We start from the raw sequence: 13,213 nt of genomic DNA on the forward strand, positions 1-13,213 counted from the left end.
AGCATGACCACGCATTTTAAGACCCTCACCGTGATCGGCATGACGCGAGGGGCAAGAGGATGGCTGAGGAAGCGCAGAAAAACATCGACACCTGGTATATCGATCCCGATGCCGAAGACAGGATGGCCGATGGGCATGCACCCATCTGGCGCCACCTGATCGAGCTCATCCCCGAGCGGGACCTCACCGACAAGAGCGTGCTTGATTTCGGCTGCAATCAGGGGGGCCTGCTGCGGCACCTCTATGCGATACGTCCGTTCCGCAAGGCGCTCGGCATCGATATCGCCGAAACCTCCGTCGCCAAGGCCGAGACGCTGAAAGGCAACCTGCCGATCCAGCACCAGATCGGAGGCCGGCTGGAAGGCTGGGCTGAGGAATTCGATCTGGCCATCAGCCACGAGGTCATCTACCTCGTTCCCGATATCGACGCCCACGCCGCCGATATCTTGCGGGCGCTGAAATCAGGCGGCGTCTATTATGCGGTGACGGGATGCCATACCGACAACCCGCTCTGGCCAAAATGGCGCGCCCTCGTCGCCAACCGTACGAACACTGTCGTTCAGGATCGATCGATCACCGATTATGGCCGCGCCTTCGAAAAGGCAGGCTTTCAGGTTTCGGCCCGCAAGCTCGAATATGACGGCTTCATCCCCTTCGTCGCGGACGGATGGACGCCGGACTTCGCCGATGCGCTGACTTACTACACCGAGACTAAAATCGTCTTCAGGCTGGTGAAGCGCTGAGACGGCGGCGTCTACAGCAAATCCGATGGACTGACGCGGACGCCGAATCGCGCCTTTTCGCCGGACCAGGAATGAATGCCGATCACCTCTCCTGTTGCGAATGAGACGAGCGGCGCGCCGGCCGCACCGACATCGCCGTCGCAGCGGTAGGCAATGATGGGTTGTTCGTCGATCTCGCTGATGCTGCACTCGTCATCCACCGAAGCGCTGAAATCGGCGGCGTCTCCCTTGAGGAAGGGCATGATCAGTCGATCGCCCACGACAGGTGCATCAGGACGTATCTTCAGGATCTGCTTTCCGGCGACAGGGGCGGCCAGCCTCAACACCGCGATCCGGTGATCGGAAGGCCCCTCGCCGCGCAGAACGACGCTTTCGACCAGCGGTTCGGCGGTGCCAGCGGCCGCCGCCCCCTGCAGCCGGATATCGCCGAGCTTAGGCGAACCCACCGCAAGCTCACCGGGCACGCAGTAACCGATCGTGGCGATCGTGCGGTCGCTGATCAGGAAGCCGGTGCATTTCTGCCATTCCCGCACACTCTGCCGGGTCATGACGACTACCAGCGATTCCCCGGCATTCTGAACGCGTTTCAACACACCGCCATCCAGTATGTTGTTGCCGCCGAAGGCTCGCCAGTTATCGGCTGTCGATGCGGTCGCAACGGGTACGGTTTGCGGAGCGAGCGCAGGGCCTTTCTTCAAATAGTCAGAAACTGGGCCGCTGTAGTTGGGAATGAGGCCCGACTCGACGAGAAAATGGAGGTTGGCAATTCTGCCGGCGCTGTCCGGCACTTCCAGGTATTTCTTTATCAGGTCCGACTGAAGCTTCTCCCGCTCCAAAGTAATGGTATTCTGGTTCTTCTCTCTCTCCAGTGTGATGGTATTCTGGTTGGAGTAGTAGCCCGTGATGGAATTGACGAATATCGTGACGATGCCGCCGAGTATCGCCAATACCAGCGGCGATTTGAGGAAACTGAACCGCTCCCGCATCATTTCTATGCGCGACGAGAGCTTCTTGTACTGAAGTTCCTTCTCGAACTTCTCTCTCTCGAAATCGAAAATCTCACGTTTTGATGGTTCTGCCGTTGCCTTGATATCATCCATAATGTGGCCCCCGCCCCCGTGCATGAACGCAGCAATGCAACCAGAATATAGGCGCCGCGTTATAATGCAATCTCCCGACGCCTATGCATGGATCATGCTTCGCGCCGCTGAAGCTTCATGAGCTCGACATCGAAATGCGGCGGGCTATCGGGCGAGACCTGGACGAAACGGCCCCTGACGCGGAAGATTTCCTGAACGAGGTCGCCTTCGGCGAGTTCGCGCGGCGCGCCGTCAAATCTGAGCTGCCCCTTTTCGAGCAGCGAGATGCGGTCGCTGACGGCGATTGCTTGGTTGATATCGTGGATCGCCATGACGACGGTAACGCCCTTTTCCCGGCTCAGGCGATGCACCAGGTCAAGCACTTCGACCTGGTAGCCGATATCGAGGAAGGACGTCGGCTCATCGAGCAAGAGGATCTCCGCTTCCTGCGCAAGGGCGGCTGATATCCACGCCCTTTGCCGCTCTCCCCCGGACAGTTCCCGAAGACTGCGATCGGCAAGTCCTGTAAGTCCGGTGCTTTCAAGCGCCCATTCGATCGCCTTTTCGTCGCCACTGTCATAGGAGCGGAACAGGCCGACATGCGGATAGCGGCCTTGCCGTGCGAGCTGGGCGACGGTCATCTCGTCGGGTGCGGTTGGCTGTTGCGGCAGGAAGGCGAGCCTTCTCGCCAGCATGCGGCGCGACATCGAGGCGACTGCAACGCCGTCCAGCGACGCCTTGCCCTTCGCCGGTTTGATCAGACCTGCCAGCGCATGCAGCGCCGTGCTCTTGCCCGAGCCGTTCGGGCCGATCAGCGCCCGTATCTCGCCCTTTTCAAGCGAAAGCCTGAAGCTGCTGAGAGCCTTTCGTTGGCCGTACATCACCGACAGGTCGGAGCAGGACAATGGCATTTTCGGCCTCACATGGTTTTGCGCAGCAGCGCGAGCAGAAGCGGCACGCCGAAAACAGCAGTGACCACCCCGATCGGGATTTCCTCCGCCTGCCCCAGCAACCGGCCGGCGAGATCGCCGAGCGTGACGATGATGGCGCCGAGCACGATCGTCAGGGCAAGCGACAGGATGAAATTCCTTCCCGCCAGGAAGCGGGCGAGATGCGGGACGATGAGACCGACGAAGACGACCGGACCCACGGCACCGACGGCGCTCGCCGCAAGCACGCAGGAAACGATCAGAACGACCGAAAACTGCCTGCGATAGGAAAGCCCGAAGGACCGGGCGACGGGCGCATCGAACTGCAGCAGCATCAGCGGACGGTAGATGACCGGCAACATGGCCAGTCCGGCGATCGTAAACGGCAGCAGGAAGAGCGCGTGATCCCAGCTGCGGGCGTAAAGGCTGCCCGAAAGCCATTCGAGAATGATCTCGATGCGGGCCGACCCCCATCCCGCGATGAGGCCGATCGCCAACGCATGCAGCACCGCGCCGACCGCCACGCCGCAGAGCGTGATGCGCAGGGCACTCAAGCCGAGACGAAAGGCAAGCAGATAGATGACGCCGCCGGCGAGCAGACCGCCGGCAAGGCCCGCAGCCGGCAGCCATGCGACCGGGAGTTCGGCCAGCGTGTTCGAACCGGGCTGGAAGACATAGACGGTGAATAGCAGGAAGATCGTCACCGACAGCGTCGCCCCCTGCGACACGCCCATCAGCGACGGATCGGCAAGCGGATTGCGGGTGATGGTCTGCAGCAGATATCCCGCCAGCGAAAAATGAATGCCGGCCAGAATGCCGGTGACAATGCGCGGCAGCCGGATATCAAGGATGATGGAACGCGCTTCGGATGAGCCACCGCCCATCAGCACGGCCGCGACATCCCCCAGAGGAATGTCGGCGACACCGAGGAAGATCGCGGCGGCAAGCGACAGAATCGCCAATGCAGCCAGCGCCGGAAACATCCATAGAGCCGCGGAAGCAGCCGGCATGGAGGCCGGGGCGCTCATCGCGTCTCACCTGCAAGGGTCAGCTGTCCGCGCTGGACGAGGTAAATGAAGACGGGACCGCCAAGCAGCGCGGTGATGATGCCAACCGGCAGCTCGCGCGGAATGGCGACGCTGCGGGCGACAACGTCGGCGACCGTGACGATCAGCGCACCGAGGGCGGCGGATAATCCGATCTCCCACCCGGTGCCCCGAGGCTTGATGAGCCGGGCGATATGCGGAGCGGCAAGGCCCACGAAAGCGACCGGCCCGGCGATAGGCGCCACGCCCGCGACCGGGATGACAGCGAGAATAAGGATGAGCGGTTTCCACAGGCTGAGCTGCAGCCCCATGCCGGCGGCCGCATGGTCGCTCAGCATGAACATGCCGATCACGCGCCGGAAAACGAGCGCACCGACGACACCGGCAATCGTCCAGGGCAGCATGTAGAAGAGGTGCGACCAGGTGCGCCCTTGGAAGCCGCCCGCAAGCCAGAAGAGCAGCGATGCAGATTGCGGGCCGGTCAGCAGCAGCACATAGGTGGTGATCGCTCCGAGGAAGAGCGAGATGCTGACGCCACCGAGCGCAAGCTGCAAGGGCCGCCCCTGCCCGCCGCGCGACACCCAGAATGTCACCGAGGCAGCCGCAAGCCCGCCAGCAAGGCCGATGAAGGGATAATAGACAGGCGACAGCCAGGGGACGAACACGAAACAGCAGACGATCGGCGCAACCGCCCCCGATGTCACGCCGGTGATGCCGGGGTCGGCAAGAGGATTGCGCGTCAACGTCTGCAGCACGTAGCCGGAGACGGCGAGCCCCGCCCCGCCGGCTGCCGCCGTCAGGCTGCGCGGCAGGCGTAGCGTCCAGACCAGAATGGATTCGATTTTCCCGTCAGGCGCCAGAAGCACGCGGACCGCAGTCTCGATCGAAAGCGGCTTTGCACCGACCAGTAACCCAAACATCACCGCCAGCGTGGAGGCGGCGACGATGAGCCCTATAGCCAGTGTCGATTGCCGGGGGCCCATCACAGGTCTTGTGCTGAGCTTAATTCTGCAGTTCGGCGGGAATCAACTTGGCAGCTTCCGCCCTCACATCAACGGCCGGGAACGTGTCGGGATAGAGATAATGTGCCGCCTCGCGCAGAACGATCTCGCGGGCAATCGGACCATTGGTCTCGACCCACTGGTCGCCGACATAGAAGACCCGGTTGTTCTTGACCGCCGACAGCTGCGACCAGATAGGATTGCTCTCATGCGGGCGATCCGGGCCGGAATCATAGACAAAGATGACCTCGGGGTCCTTCTCCAGCATGGTTTCGAGGCTGAGATCGATACCGAACTCGCCGCCCGGGGTCTTCGGCCCAGGAATATTGTCGCCGCCAATCGCCGCCACGATCGAGGCCGACGTGTTTTCCGTGTGAAAGGCGAAAGGCGTTGCGCCGCCCCACATGATCATGAAGCGCGGATGAATATCCTTCGGCGCCTTGGCGGCAAATTCTGCAAGATGCTTGCGGAAATCGGTATTCAGCTGCTCGCCGCGTTCAGGCTTGCCGAGCAGCTTCGAAAGTGCGGCGGTTTCGCTGTAGCTCTCTTCGAGCAGTTCCATATTGTAAGCGACATAGGGGGCGATGTTCTGTAGCTGCGCCGCGTTGCCGACCGTATAACGGCGGATCGCGATGATAAGATCCGGCTTCGCCTCGGAGAGAAGCTCGAGATTGGGCTTGGCGCGCTGGCCGATCTGCTTCATATCAGAGGTCAGACCAAGCAGGAAGTCTGGCTCGCGACCCGCCGTCATGTAGGTGCTTGCGACCGGCTTGATGCCGAGCGCCAGGGCGACGTCATCGGCGAAATAGGAAATCGAGGCAATGCGCTGCGGCTGTGCCGGGACTTCGACGGTGACGCCGCGGTCGTCAACGATCAAGACTTTTTTGCCCTCTTCGGCCTGAGCGGCCCCTGCCATCAGAATTGCAGACAGCCCCAGAGCAGAGAAAAATGTGCGTGCGTATCGAGTCATGTGTGAAACCTCCCGTCCAATGTGCGGACAGGCTTTAGCCAAAAAAGCGGAGTTTCACAATCATGATTCTCTTGCACGCTTCCGGCATTGGACAAAGTTGCGGCCGGCAGGAAAACGCCCCATATACGGCACCCGGTCTGCCTTGCGGCTCAATTTTCCGGCAGGGTGAAGACCGCGCAAGGCTGGGCAATGCCGCGCAAGCTGTGCTCTCCGAGCGGCATCAGGGCCGTCGCCGTATTCGCTGCAACCGCGCCCGAGATCAGCACGCTTCGGCCGAGCGGCTTGCACAGTCCTTCCAGCCGGCTGACGAGATTGACGGCGGGGCCGATGGCGGTAAAGTCCAGCCGGTCGGCTGCGCCGATATTGCCCCATAGGATCTCGCCGAAATGCAGCGCCGCGCCGAAGGGCAGCGGCGCCAGCCCCTGCGCCTGGCGTATCTGGTCGAGATGGGCCATGCCGGCACGGCTGGCAGCAACCGCCCTGAGGGCTGCCTCGCAGGCTTCCCGGTCTCCGTGGCCCACCCTTCCCGCATCGTCGGAAGCGCCCATGACCGGAAAGATCGCCAGCACACCGTCGCCCATGAATTTCAGCACCTCGCCGCCGAAGGCGTGCACGGCGCCTGCCACACGATCGAACCAAGCGTCCAATGTGGCGATCATCGCATGCGGCTCGGTCACCTCCGAAAGCGCGGTGAAATCGCGCAGATCGGCGCAGAGAAGAGCGGCACGGATGGTCTCGCCGGTGCCGCGGGCAAGCTCGCCGGCTTGCACCCGGGCGGCACTACGCCGGCCGAGATAGGCTTCGAGCAGGGCTGCCCGCGCCTCCCGCGCCGCGAGCGCTGCGAGCGGTGCGGCGGCAAAACGCGCGACCTCGCGCAGCCGGTCGGCTTCGGCCGGAGCGAATCCGCCGGCCCCTGCCCCGTTGTCGATACCCGCCCAGCCGAGCATAGGACTATCCTGCGAAGGCCCTCTTCGCTCCTCCCATACCGGCCCGAGCGCGGTCAGCCAGTCGCGCCCGGCCTCGCTCTGCGGAGCCGCGGCAAAGGCCAGCGCCTCGATGACCGCACCGGTCTCGGCTCGCCACAGCCACGTCCGTCGCGCAATAATCGGATGCGGCACCGAAAGCGTCAGCGCGCCGCCGGAAAGCGCAAGGCCGTCGGCCAGCAGCCGGCGCCCGAGCTCGGCCAGAAACCGTTCGGGACCGGGCGAGGCTCCGGCCTCGTCAACCAGCCAGGCAAGGGGAGATGGCAAATCCATACCGTGATCATGGCACGCCCTGCGGTGCAGCCGCAAGGACATCCCAGGGGTGTCGACAAACCGACATCCCGCACGTCCGTCAGGACGCCTCTCGAGGCATTCGTCAGGACATTTCCATCGATCAGCCTGTTGTCTCGAGCGCGTCCGCCCGCAGACGCCCGACATTGACAGCACGCCCCTGTCGAAAACCATTCACCGCGGTGGAAAACGAAAAATAGACACTTTAAACTTGCGCCGCTTTGATTCCATTATAAGGTCGTTCGTCATCGTGTGATTGAGGGGTGCGATGGGTACGATATTCTGGCCGAAAGATCCGCTGGATGGGAATGACATGACGCTGCTGACGTCGATCCTTCGGCGATGGTGCGAAAGATATCAGGTCGAGCTGACCGCGGACGAGAGCAGCCGTAAGGCGAAGGAACTCGTCGAATGGTTCGAATTCGGCGTCAAGGATCCCATAGAGCTCGAAGAACTGATCGACGACAAGTACTGGCTCGTCAGCAGGATTTGAGCATATCGGACCAATCCGGAGAACGCTGCCAGGCAGCGTCGGCGAAGCGTTTCATCAGAAAAGGCCGGGCGAAAATCGCTCCGGCCTTCGTCCATCTCCATCTAATGCATGTCGCCCAAAAGTGTGCAGCGGTTTTGGGACAACGACATGCATAAATCAAAGACTTAAAGCGCGTCGCATGACGCCGGTTTGACGCGACGCGCTTTAAGCGAGACGTTAGTAATCATCCCGCCAACGGCGGTCGCGATCCCAGCGCCTCTCATGGCGCCAGCGCGGGCCATCCCAATCCCGGTGACGCCGCTCCCAGCCCCAGCGAGGCGGACCACCGTAGAAAGCTACCGGCGGTGGGCGGCGCCAGTTTCGCCGGCATTCGCCCCAGCGCGTCAGATGCCAGCCGCGACCGCAGGCGTAGTCGACCTTTGTGATATTGCTCTGGACATTGATTGTCCCAATCGGCATCGCCTGCGCTGTGCCGAACGAGAGGCTGCCAGCGAGCAAGGCAGCCGCGATAGAAAGTGCCTTCATCGAGAACTCCATTTCAATCCAGCCGTCCATACCTTATGACCGCCAAATTGAACTGGAGATGAACTGCGCGTTCACGTTTGCGGGAGAAAAAGAAGCGCTTCCGCACGGCCGGTCCGAACGCTCGCCGACCGCTGTTGTCGCAACGGCAAGCGCTTCAGAGCCGCCCCGCCGCCCGCAAAAATTGTTCATGTCCTGCCGTAAAAAGGATCGGGACCCGGATCGCGACCCGCGGCGACCTCGGTCAGCCGTCCGAGATAATGTGCCCAGCCCTCCGCATGGCCGGCGCATTGCTCGGCGCTCGGCAGGCCGCTATGGGTGAGCTGCAGCAGCGTTCCGCCTCCCTGTTCGATCAGATCGATCTCGACCAGGCTCGACCCCGGCGGCACCACCTCGCTGCCGTCCCAGCCGAAGCTGTAGGCAAGGCGATGAACCGGCACCACCTCTCGAAACGAGCCGCGCGCAAAGCGGGCGCCGGTAACGTTGACGAGATAGAGCCCGCCTGGCTGCGGCTCGACCTGCGCCTCCGTTCCCATCCAGCGCAGGATCTTTTCCGGGTCGGTCATCAACGCGAACACCGCGGCCGGCGGCGCCGCGATATGCGCCTCACGGTGGACGACGAATGGGTCTTGCATCTCTCTCTCCCATGGTTTCCACGGCCCTGCCCGTCGCCGGTGGAGACGGCGCAGCCTGTCCTGCCGTGCTATTCTGACGTGACTGTCCTCACGCACAGCATGTAGGCGCAAGCCCATCCTCCGCAAGAGGGCTTGCCCGTCGCGATCGACCAACACACGAAATCGCCGCGGGACCCCGATCCTGCATTGGTCGCGAAGCATTTCGACCTATTGCCAGCCCGTCACCTTCCCCCTATTGTTCGCGCCGTTCTCAGGGCGGGGTGCAAGTCCCTACCGGCGGTATGCAATTAGATTGCGAGCCCGCGAGCGCCTTCTCAGGAAGGGTCAGCAGATCAGGTGAGATGCCTGAGCCGACGGTCATAGTCCGGATGAAAGAGAACGTGCGTTCCTGCCGCCCTTGCGGCTGTCGGGGACGTTCGTGATCGCCTTGGGTGATGTGTCTGTTCGCCAAAGGAGATTACCGTGACACCCACCCGCTATGCCTTCGTCAAAGCCAGCTGGCACGCCGACATCGTCGACCGCGCCCTTGATGGCTTCCATCAGCTTATTCCGCCCGAGCAGATCGATGTGTTCGATGTTCCCGGCGCATTCGAGATGCCGCTGCTGTCGCGCGATCTTGCGGCAACCGGACGCTATGCCGCTGTCGTTGCCGCCGCCTTCGTCGTCGACGGCGGAATCTACCGTCACGAATTCGTCGCCCAGGCCGTCGTCGATGGGCTGATGCGCGCCGGCATGGATACCGGTGTGCCGGTGCTGTCGGTTTCGCTGACGCCGCATCAGTATCAGGAAACCGAGCACCACAAACAGATCTACCGCGCACATTTCGTCGAGAAAGGGCGTGAAGCAGCAAAGGCGGCTCTGACGATCGGCAAAACCCGCGCCGCTCTCGCTGCGTGAAAGCGGCTCGACGAGCAGAAGAACAACAGCCGATGAAGACGGCGGGGTCAACCCGCCGTCGACCACTCAATACCGATAGAATAATTGATTCGACGCCCTCACCGCGCTGTGGTCCACTGGCGGTGACATGTATCGCCATTCTTAACGCATCCAAAACCCCAAGGAGCTGAAGATGAGCAATGCAATGCGCAGCGAAACCCCCATTGAAACCCCGAGAACACAGCCCGTCGACACCAAGCTCGAGGTGGTCGTCATCCCCGTTTCCGACGTCGACCGCGCCAAACGTTTTTACGACGGCCTGGGTTGGCGGCTCGACGCCGACTTCGCCAATGATGCCGATTTTCGGGTGATCCAGTTTACGCCGCCGGGCTCCGGCTGCGCGATCATCTTCGGCAAGAACGTCACGGCCGCCGCCCCGGGTTCCGCCCAGGGGCTCTATCTTATCGTCTCCGACATCGAGGCCGCCTGCCGCGATCTCATCGCCCGCGGCGTCGAGGTCAGCGAAGTGTTCCATGACGCGGCCGGCGTCTATGCCGGCAAGGACGAACCATACCTGTTCGGGCGGCTCCGCATTGCCGGCCGCGATCCCGATCACCGCAGCTATCGCTCCTTTGCCTCCTTCAAGGATCCCGATGGCAACGGCTGGCTGTTCCAGGAAGTCACCACGCGCCTGCCAGGACGCATCGACGCCGACGGGACGACATTCACGACCTCGACCGATCTCGCGTCAGCTATGCGCCGTGCGGCGACCGCGCACGGTGAACACGAGAAGCGAAACGGCGGCAAACACGACGAGAACTGGCCGGACTGGTACGCCGAATACATGGTCAGCGAACAGGCCGGCAAGCAGCTGCCCTTGTAGGCAAGGGCGGCGGCATCACGCAAACGGTGACATCATTTGAGAGGCGTCTCGGCGGCAACGGCGCGGCGCTTCATCGCGCCTTCTTGGTGCACAGCGGTCACTATACCGTCGAGCCGGTCCCGCTGATCGTCGATCGTCGAATTGGGCGTGGCACTGGTCAGCTCCTTGCCGGTTTGGCGATCTGCGTCTCCTGCGTCAGACCCGAACGCAGTCGCCCGATAGATCTTCAAGAATGCAGACATCAGACATCGAGCCATTAGAGATCGACCGCGGCGGGATCTCAGCCGCCATACCACATCCGCCGCAGCAGGTGATCGCCGCGGACAAACTGGTGATAGAGCGCGGCACCGGCATGGAAGACCAGCAGGCCGACAAGCAGGAAGGCGCCGAACCCATGCGGGCCACGCGGCGGATAGGCGGTGAAATCAGGCAGCGTGGCGCCGGCGGCCCCGAAGATGGCGGGAGCAGCGCCACTGAGGATCATCATCCCGATGCCGCTGGCGACCATGCCGAGAATGAAAATGCAGAAGGCGACGTGGACAAAGCCTGCCAGGCGCTCCTGCCAGCGAGGCAATGCCTGCGCCGGCGCAGGCTTGCGATCGAAACGCCACCACCAGACAATGCGAAGAGCCGTGAGAAGCAGGACGACGACGGCCATCGGAATGTGGAAACGCAACAGCCCGGCCTTGGTCGCGGCGTCCATGGCGTTGGCGGCCCGGAAGCCGGAGCCGAGCAGTGCCAGGATCAGAACCGCACTCAGCCAGTGGATCGAGACCGCTATTGCGCCATAGCGATCAGGCCTGCTCTTCAACATCTCCATGTCCTTCCAGTTTGTTGCGCAGCGCCTTCATGACGGCATGCGTGGTTTTGAGATCCTCGACCTGAAGCCCTTCCGAGAGCATGTCGACCCACGGGGCTTGCAGGCGCATGGCGATTTCATATGCCTGGTTTCCCTTGTCCGTCAGCACGACGAGTTGTGCCCGTCGGTGGTGCGGGTTGGGTTGGAACGCCAGAAGCCCCTCCTTCTCCAGATCGTTGACGATACGCTGAACGTTCTGGCGGTTGGCGCCCATGTCGCGCGCCAGCCACGCGACCGGCTGCGGCCGGCCTGCCGTGGCGACTGTGCCGAGGACATGCCAGCGGGCGCTGGTCAGGCCGAGCCCGTCGACGAGCTTGTCGCCCGCGTTGATCATCCGGTTGTTGAGCCGGAAGAGATCCAGAATAAGGTCGGTCAAGGCTGTTCCGGCCGGGGTCCGTTTAAGTTCATCCATTTGTCACCATATAGCTATATTGACATCATAGTGTCAAAGTGAATATATCCGTATCACCAGATTGACATCATGTAACCAAACCAGATGGAGTCGACCATGTCGCTCATGCGCCCGATGGACCCTGCCTTCCCAATCGATCGCCAAATCGCGATCGATGCCTCCGCGATCGTCCTCATCAACCTCTTCACGCTCGACAAGGCCGACGAGCAGGCCTTCCTTGATGCCTGGCAGGCCGATGCGGCCTTCATGAAACGGCAGCCGGGCTTTATCTCGACCCAGATGCACCGCGCCATCGGTGAAAGCCCTGCTTATCTCAATTATGCCGTCTGGGAATCGACCGCCGACTTCCGGGCGGCATTCTCGCATCCGGAGTTTCGGGCGAAGCTCTCGGCCTATCCGTCCTCGGCGGTCGCCTCCCCGCATCTCTTCCAGAAGGTCGCCGTGCCGGGCATCTGTGTGGCGTAGCGGTGGAGCATGACGGAGGAGTTCCCAGGCTCGCCGGAAGCCGTCATTGCGATGCGGAAGACATCTGCGACGTTATCCAATCGGAAAATGCGAGCATGGCCGCTGTTGGCGGCCTCGATTGCAGTCGGGTTAGCCAATAGCTCCCCAACGATATGGTCGTAGGAAAAGGTTGTCTTATTGCTCCCGAGGATAGATGTCTGAAAAACATCGACGGCGGCGCCAGAGCGATCCCCAGTCCTTGCAGGGCCGCCTCCATCATGGCGAGGGAAGAGTCGAAGACGATACCTGCGTTTATCTGCGCCGCCGGAGGAACGTTCGCTGCCGCAAACCAGGTGCTCCATTCGTCCGCCCTGTAGCTCCGCAAAAGCGTCGCCTCGACCAGGTCTGCAGGCGACCTCAAACGCTCGGCCAATTTGGGCGTGCACAAAGGAGAGAGCGGAGCGTCGAACAGACGCAGCGCCTCTGTGCCGTGCCAGGAACCGCTGCCGAAGCGAATGGCAAAGTCCAGTCCCTCGGCCGCCATATCGACGCGATTATTGTTTGTCGAAACGCGCACATCGATAAACGGGTGCTGCTGTTGAAAATCCGAAAGCCTTGGCAACAACCAGCCGACGGCAAACGTCCCGACCACACCCAGGAACAGCAATTCCCGAACCTGCCCGGCTTCAATCCGGTCCAGCGTGATCGCCATCTGATCGAAGGAATTGGTCAGGGTCGGCAAAAGAGCCTCGCCTTCTGCAGTAATTTTCAAGCCTCTTGGGAGACGCTGAAAAAGGGCAGCCCCCAATCGTTTCTCCAGGCTTTTGACCTGTTGGCTTACAGCGGCCTGGGTAACGCAAAGCTCGATCGCGGCCCGGGTGAAGCTGAGGTGCCTTGCCGATGCTTCGAAGGCCCTCAAGCCATTTAAAGGGAGGAATTGCCGAACCATCTTAGAGCCTTTCCGGGTTAGATTGCAGCATTCTGCCGGAGCAGGTTTTCGTCAGGGCAAAGGCGATTGGCGAAGGGCATACCACAAGGTACGTCCGA

General features: G+C 62.0%; 17 protein-coding genes and 1 riboswitch. Of the genes, 5 read left to right on the forward strand and 12 right to left on the reverse strand.

Annotated elements, in window-relative coordinates; all coding sequences use genetic code 11:
- The first annotated feature begins 59 nt into the window (after positions 1-59).
- Complete coding sequence (locus tag G9X68_RS15035) at positions 60-743, forward strand: class I SAM-dependent methyltransferase (RefSeq protein ID WP_171603023.1); 684 nt, start codon at positions 60-62, stop codon at positions 741-743.
- Between the two features lie 11 nt (positions 744-754).
- Here the strand turns inward: G9X68_RS15035 and G9X68_RS15040 are convergent, their stop codons facing one another.
- The 6 genes from G9X68_RS15040 to G9X68_RS15065 form a co-directional block, all read right to left on the reverse strand.
- On the reverse strand, positions 755-1,843 hold the full coding sequence (locus tag G9X68_RS15040) for a trypsin-like serine peptidase (RefSeq protein WP_171603024.1): 1,089 nt from the start codon (positions 1,841-1,843) through the stop codon (positions 755-757).
- A gap of 92 nt (positions 1,844-1,935) precedes the next feature.
- Positions 1,936-2,733 carry an ABC transporter ATP-binding protein gene (locus G9X68_RS15045; RefSeq protein ID WP_171603025.1) on the reverse strand — a complete coding sequence of 266 codons (798 nt, stop codon included), beginning with the start codon at positions 2,731-2,733 and terminating at the stop codon, positions 1,936-1,938.
- An 8-nt stretch (positions 2,734-2,741) separates the two neighbouring features.
- Positions 2,742-3,779, reverse strand: coding sequence for a FecCD family ABC transporter permease (locus tag G9X68_RS15050; RefSeq protein ID WP_171603026.1), 1,038 nt, complete (start codon positions 3,777-3,779; stop codon positions 2,742-2,744).
- A complete protein-coding gene (locus tag G9X68_RS15055) occupies positions 3,776-4,780 on the reverse strand; it encodes a FecCD family ABC transporter permease (protein WP_171603027.1) in 1,005 nt (334 codons plus the stop codon). Before G9X68_RS15055 ends, G9X68_RS15050 begins: the two co-directional genes overlap by 4 nt.
- Positions 4,781-4,799: 19 nt before the next feature.
- Positions 4,800-5,768, reverse strand: a complete 969-nt coding sequence (locus G9X68_RS15060; RefSeq protein ID WP_171603028.1) for an ABC transporter substrate-binding protein — start codon at positions 5,766-5,768, stop codon at positions 4,800-4,802.
- A gap of 149 nt (positions 5,769-5,917) precedes the next feature.
- Positions 5,918-7,024 carry an adenylate/guanylate cyclase domain-containing protein gene (locus G9X68_RS15065; RefSeq protein WP_171603029.1) on the reverse strand — a complete coding sequence of 369 codons (1,107 nt, stop codon included), beginning with the start codon at positions 7,022-7,024 and terminating at the stop codon, positions 5,918-5,920.
- A gap of 286 nt (positions 7,025-7,310) precedes the next feature.
- Here G9X68_RS15065 and G9X68_RS15070 point away from each other — a divergent pair, with 286 nt between their 5' ends.
- Positions 7,311-7,535 (forward strand): hypothetical protein, encoded by a 225-nt coding sequence (locus G9X68_RS15070; protein ID WP_171603030.1) that lies wholly within the window; start codon positions 7,311-7,313, stop codon positions 7,533-7,535.
- A 216-nt stretch (positions 7,536-7,751) separates the two neighbouring features.
- On the opposite strand, the gene G9X68_RS15075 is transcribed toward G9X68_RS15070, so the two are convergent.
- Positions 7,752-8,060 carry a GCG_CRPN prefix-to-repeats domain-containing protein gene (locus G9X68_RS15075; RefSeq protein ID WP_171603031.1) on the reverse strand — a complete coding sequence of 103 codons (309 nt, stop codon included), beginning with the start codon at positions 8,058-8,060 and terminating at the stop codon, positions 7,752-7,754.
- A 185-nt stretch (positions 8,061-8,245) separates the two neighbouring features.
- Positions 8,246-8,692, reverse strand: a complete 447-nt coding sequence (locus G9X68_RS15080; RefSeq protein WP_171603032.1) for an SRPBCC family protein — start codon at positions 8,690-8,692, stop codon at positions 8,246-8,248.
- A 242-nt stretch (positions 8,693-8,934) separates the two neighbouring features.
- Positions 8,935-9,076, forward strand: a riboswitch (FMN riboswitch).
- Positions 9,077-9,154: 78 nt separating this feature from the next.
- Here G9X68_RS15080 and G9X68_RS15085 point away from each other — a divergent pair.
- Positions 9,155-9,589 (forward strand): 6,7-dimethyl-8-ribityllumazine synthase, encoded by a 435-nt coding sequence (locus G9X68_RS15085; RefSeq protein ID WP_077978672.1) that lies wholly within the window; start codon positions 9,155-9,157, stop codon positions 9,587-9,589.
- A 172-nt stretch (positions 9,590-9,761) separates the two neighbouring features.
- On the forward strand, positions 9,762-10,451 hold the full coding sequence (locus tag G9X68_RS15090) for a VOC family protein (protein ID WP_171603033.1): 690 nt from the start codon (positions 9,762-9,764) through the stop codon (positions 10,449-10,451).
- A 32-nt stretch (positions 10,452-10,483) separates the two neighbouring features.
- Here G9X68_RS15090 and G9X68_RS15095 read toward each other — a convergent pair whose 3' ends face one another.
- From G9X68_RS15095 to G9X68_RS15105, 3 genes are read right to left on the reverse strand one after another with little or no spacing between them, the layout of a single operon-like run.
- Positions 10,484-10,693, reverse strand: coding sequence for a hypothetical protein (locus G9X68_RS15095; protein WP_171603034.1), 210 nt, complete (start codon positions 10,691-10,693; stop codon positions 10,484-10,486).
- A gap of 38 nt (positions 10,694-10,731) precedes the next feature.
- Positions 10,732-11,265, reverse strand: a complete 534-nt coding sequence (locus tag G9X68_RS15100) for a cytochrome b (protein ID WP_171603035.1) — start codon at positions 11,263-11,265, stop codon at positions 10,732-10,734.
- Positions 11,246-11,722 (reverse strand): MarR family winged helix-turn-helix transcriptional regulator, encoded by a 477-nt coding sequence (locus G9X68_RS15105; protein WP_171603036.1) that lies wholly within the window; start codon positions 11,720-11,722, stop codon positions 11,246-11,248. The genes G9X68_RS15100 and G9X68_RS15105 overlap by 20 nt, the downstream gene beginning before the upstream one ends.
- Before the next feature lie 96 nt (positions 11,723-11,818).
- Here G9X68_RS15105 and G9X68_RS15110 point away from each other — a divergent pair, with 96 nt between their 5' ends.
- Positions 11,819-12,187: an antibiotic biosynthesis monooxygenase family protein gene (locus tag G9X68_RS15110; protein WP_171603037.1), complete on the forward strand. Its 369-nt coding sequence runs from the start codon at positions 11,819-11,821 to the stop codon at positions 12,185-12,187.
- A gap of 43 nt (positions 12,188-12,230) precedes the next feature.
- Here G9X68_RS15110 and G9X68_RS15115 read toward each other — a convergent pair whose 3' ends face one another.
- Positions 12,231-13,115 (reverse strand): LysR family transcriptional regulator, encoded by an 885-nt coding sequence (locus G9X68_RS15115; RefSeq protein WP_171603038.1) that lies wholly within the window; start codon positions 13,113-13,115, stop codon positions 12,231-12,233.
- Between the last annotated feature and the right edge of the window lie 98 nt (positions 13,116-13,213).

It is taken from the genome of Rhizobium changzhiense, assembly GCF_013087625.1.
In the GTDB taxonomy this organism is placed as follows: domain Bacteria; phylum Pseudomonadota; class Alphaproteobacteria; order Rhizobiales; family Rhizobiaceae; genus Rhizobium; species Rhizobium sophorae.

What these genes read in the sequence shown, in the direction of transcription:
- G9X68_RS15035 (WP_171603023.1), top strand. Translation starts at nt 60, where the DNA reads ATGGCTGAGGAAGCGCAGAAAAACATCGACACCTGGTATATCGATCCC.
- G9X68_RS15040 (WP_171603024.1), bottom strand. Translation starts at nt 1,843, where the DNA reads ATGGATGATATCAAGGCAACGGCAGAACCATCAAAACGTGAGATTTTC.
- G9X68_RS15045 (WP_171603025.1), bottom strand. Translation starts at nt 2,733, where the DNA reads ATGCCATTGTCCTGCTCCGACCTGTCGGTGATGTACGGCCAACGAAAG.
- G9X68_RS15050 (WP_171603026.1), bottom strand. Translation starts at nt 3,779, where the DNA reads ATGAGCGCCCCGGCCTCCATGCCGGCTGCTTCCGCGGCTCTATGGATG.
- G9X68_RS15055 (WP_171603027.1), bottom strand. Translation starts at nt 4,780, where the DNA reads ATGGGCCCCCGGCAATCGACACTGGCTATAGGGCTCATCGTCGCCGCC.
- G9X68_RS15060 (WP_171603028.1), bottom strand. Translation starts at nt 5,768, where the DNA reads ATGACTCGATACGCACGCACATTTTTCTCTGCTCTGGGGCTGTCTGCA.
- G9X68_RS15065 (WP_171603029.1), bottom strand. Translation starts at nt 7,024, where the DNA reads ATGGATTTGCCATCTCCCCTTGCCTGGCTGGTTGACGAGGCCGGAGCC.
- G9X68_RS15070 (WP_171603030.1), top strand. Translation starts at nt 7,311, where the DNA reads ATGGGTACGATATTCTGGCCGAAAGATCCGCTGGATGGGAATGACATG.
- G9X68_RS15075 (WP_171603031.1), bottom strand. Translation starts at nt 8,060, where the DNA reads ATGAAGGCACTTTCTATCGCGGCTGCCTTGCTCGCTGGCAGCCTCTCG.
- G9X68_RS15080 (WP_171603032.1), bottom strand. Translation starts at nt 8,692, where the DNA reads ATGCAAGACCCATTCGTCGTCCACCGTGAGGCGCATATCGCGGCGCCG.
- G9X68_RS15090 (WP_171603033.1), top strand. Translation starts at nt 9,762, where the DNA reads ATGAGCAATGCAATGCGCAGCGAAACCCCCATTGAAACCCCGAGAACA.
- G9X68_RS15095 (WP_171603034.1), bottom strand. Translation starts at nt 10,693, where the DNA reads ATGTCTGCATTCTTGAAGATCTATCGGGCGACTGCGTTCGGGTCTGAC.
- G9X68_RS15100 (WP_171603035.1), bottom strand. Translation starts at nt 11,265, where the DNA reads ATGTTGAAGAGCAGGCCTGATCGCTATGGCGCAATAGCGGTCTCGATC.
- G9X68_RS15105 (WP_171603036.1), bottom strand. Translation starts at nt 11,722, where the DNA reads ATGGATGAACTTAAACGGACCCCGGCCGGAACAGCCTTGACCGACCTT.
- G9X68_RS15110 (WP_171603037.1), top strand. Translation starts at nt 11,819, where the DNA reads ATGTCGCTCATGCGCCCGATGGACCCTGCCTTCCCAATCGATCGCCAA.
- G9X68_RS15115 (WP_171603038.1), bottom strand. Translation starts at nt 13,115, where the DNA reads ATGGTTCGGCAATTCCTCCCTTTAAATGGCTTGAGGGCCTTCGAAGCA.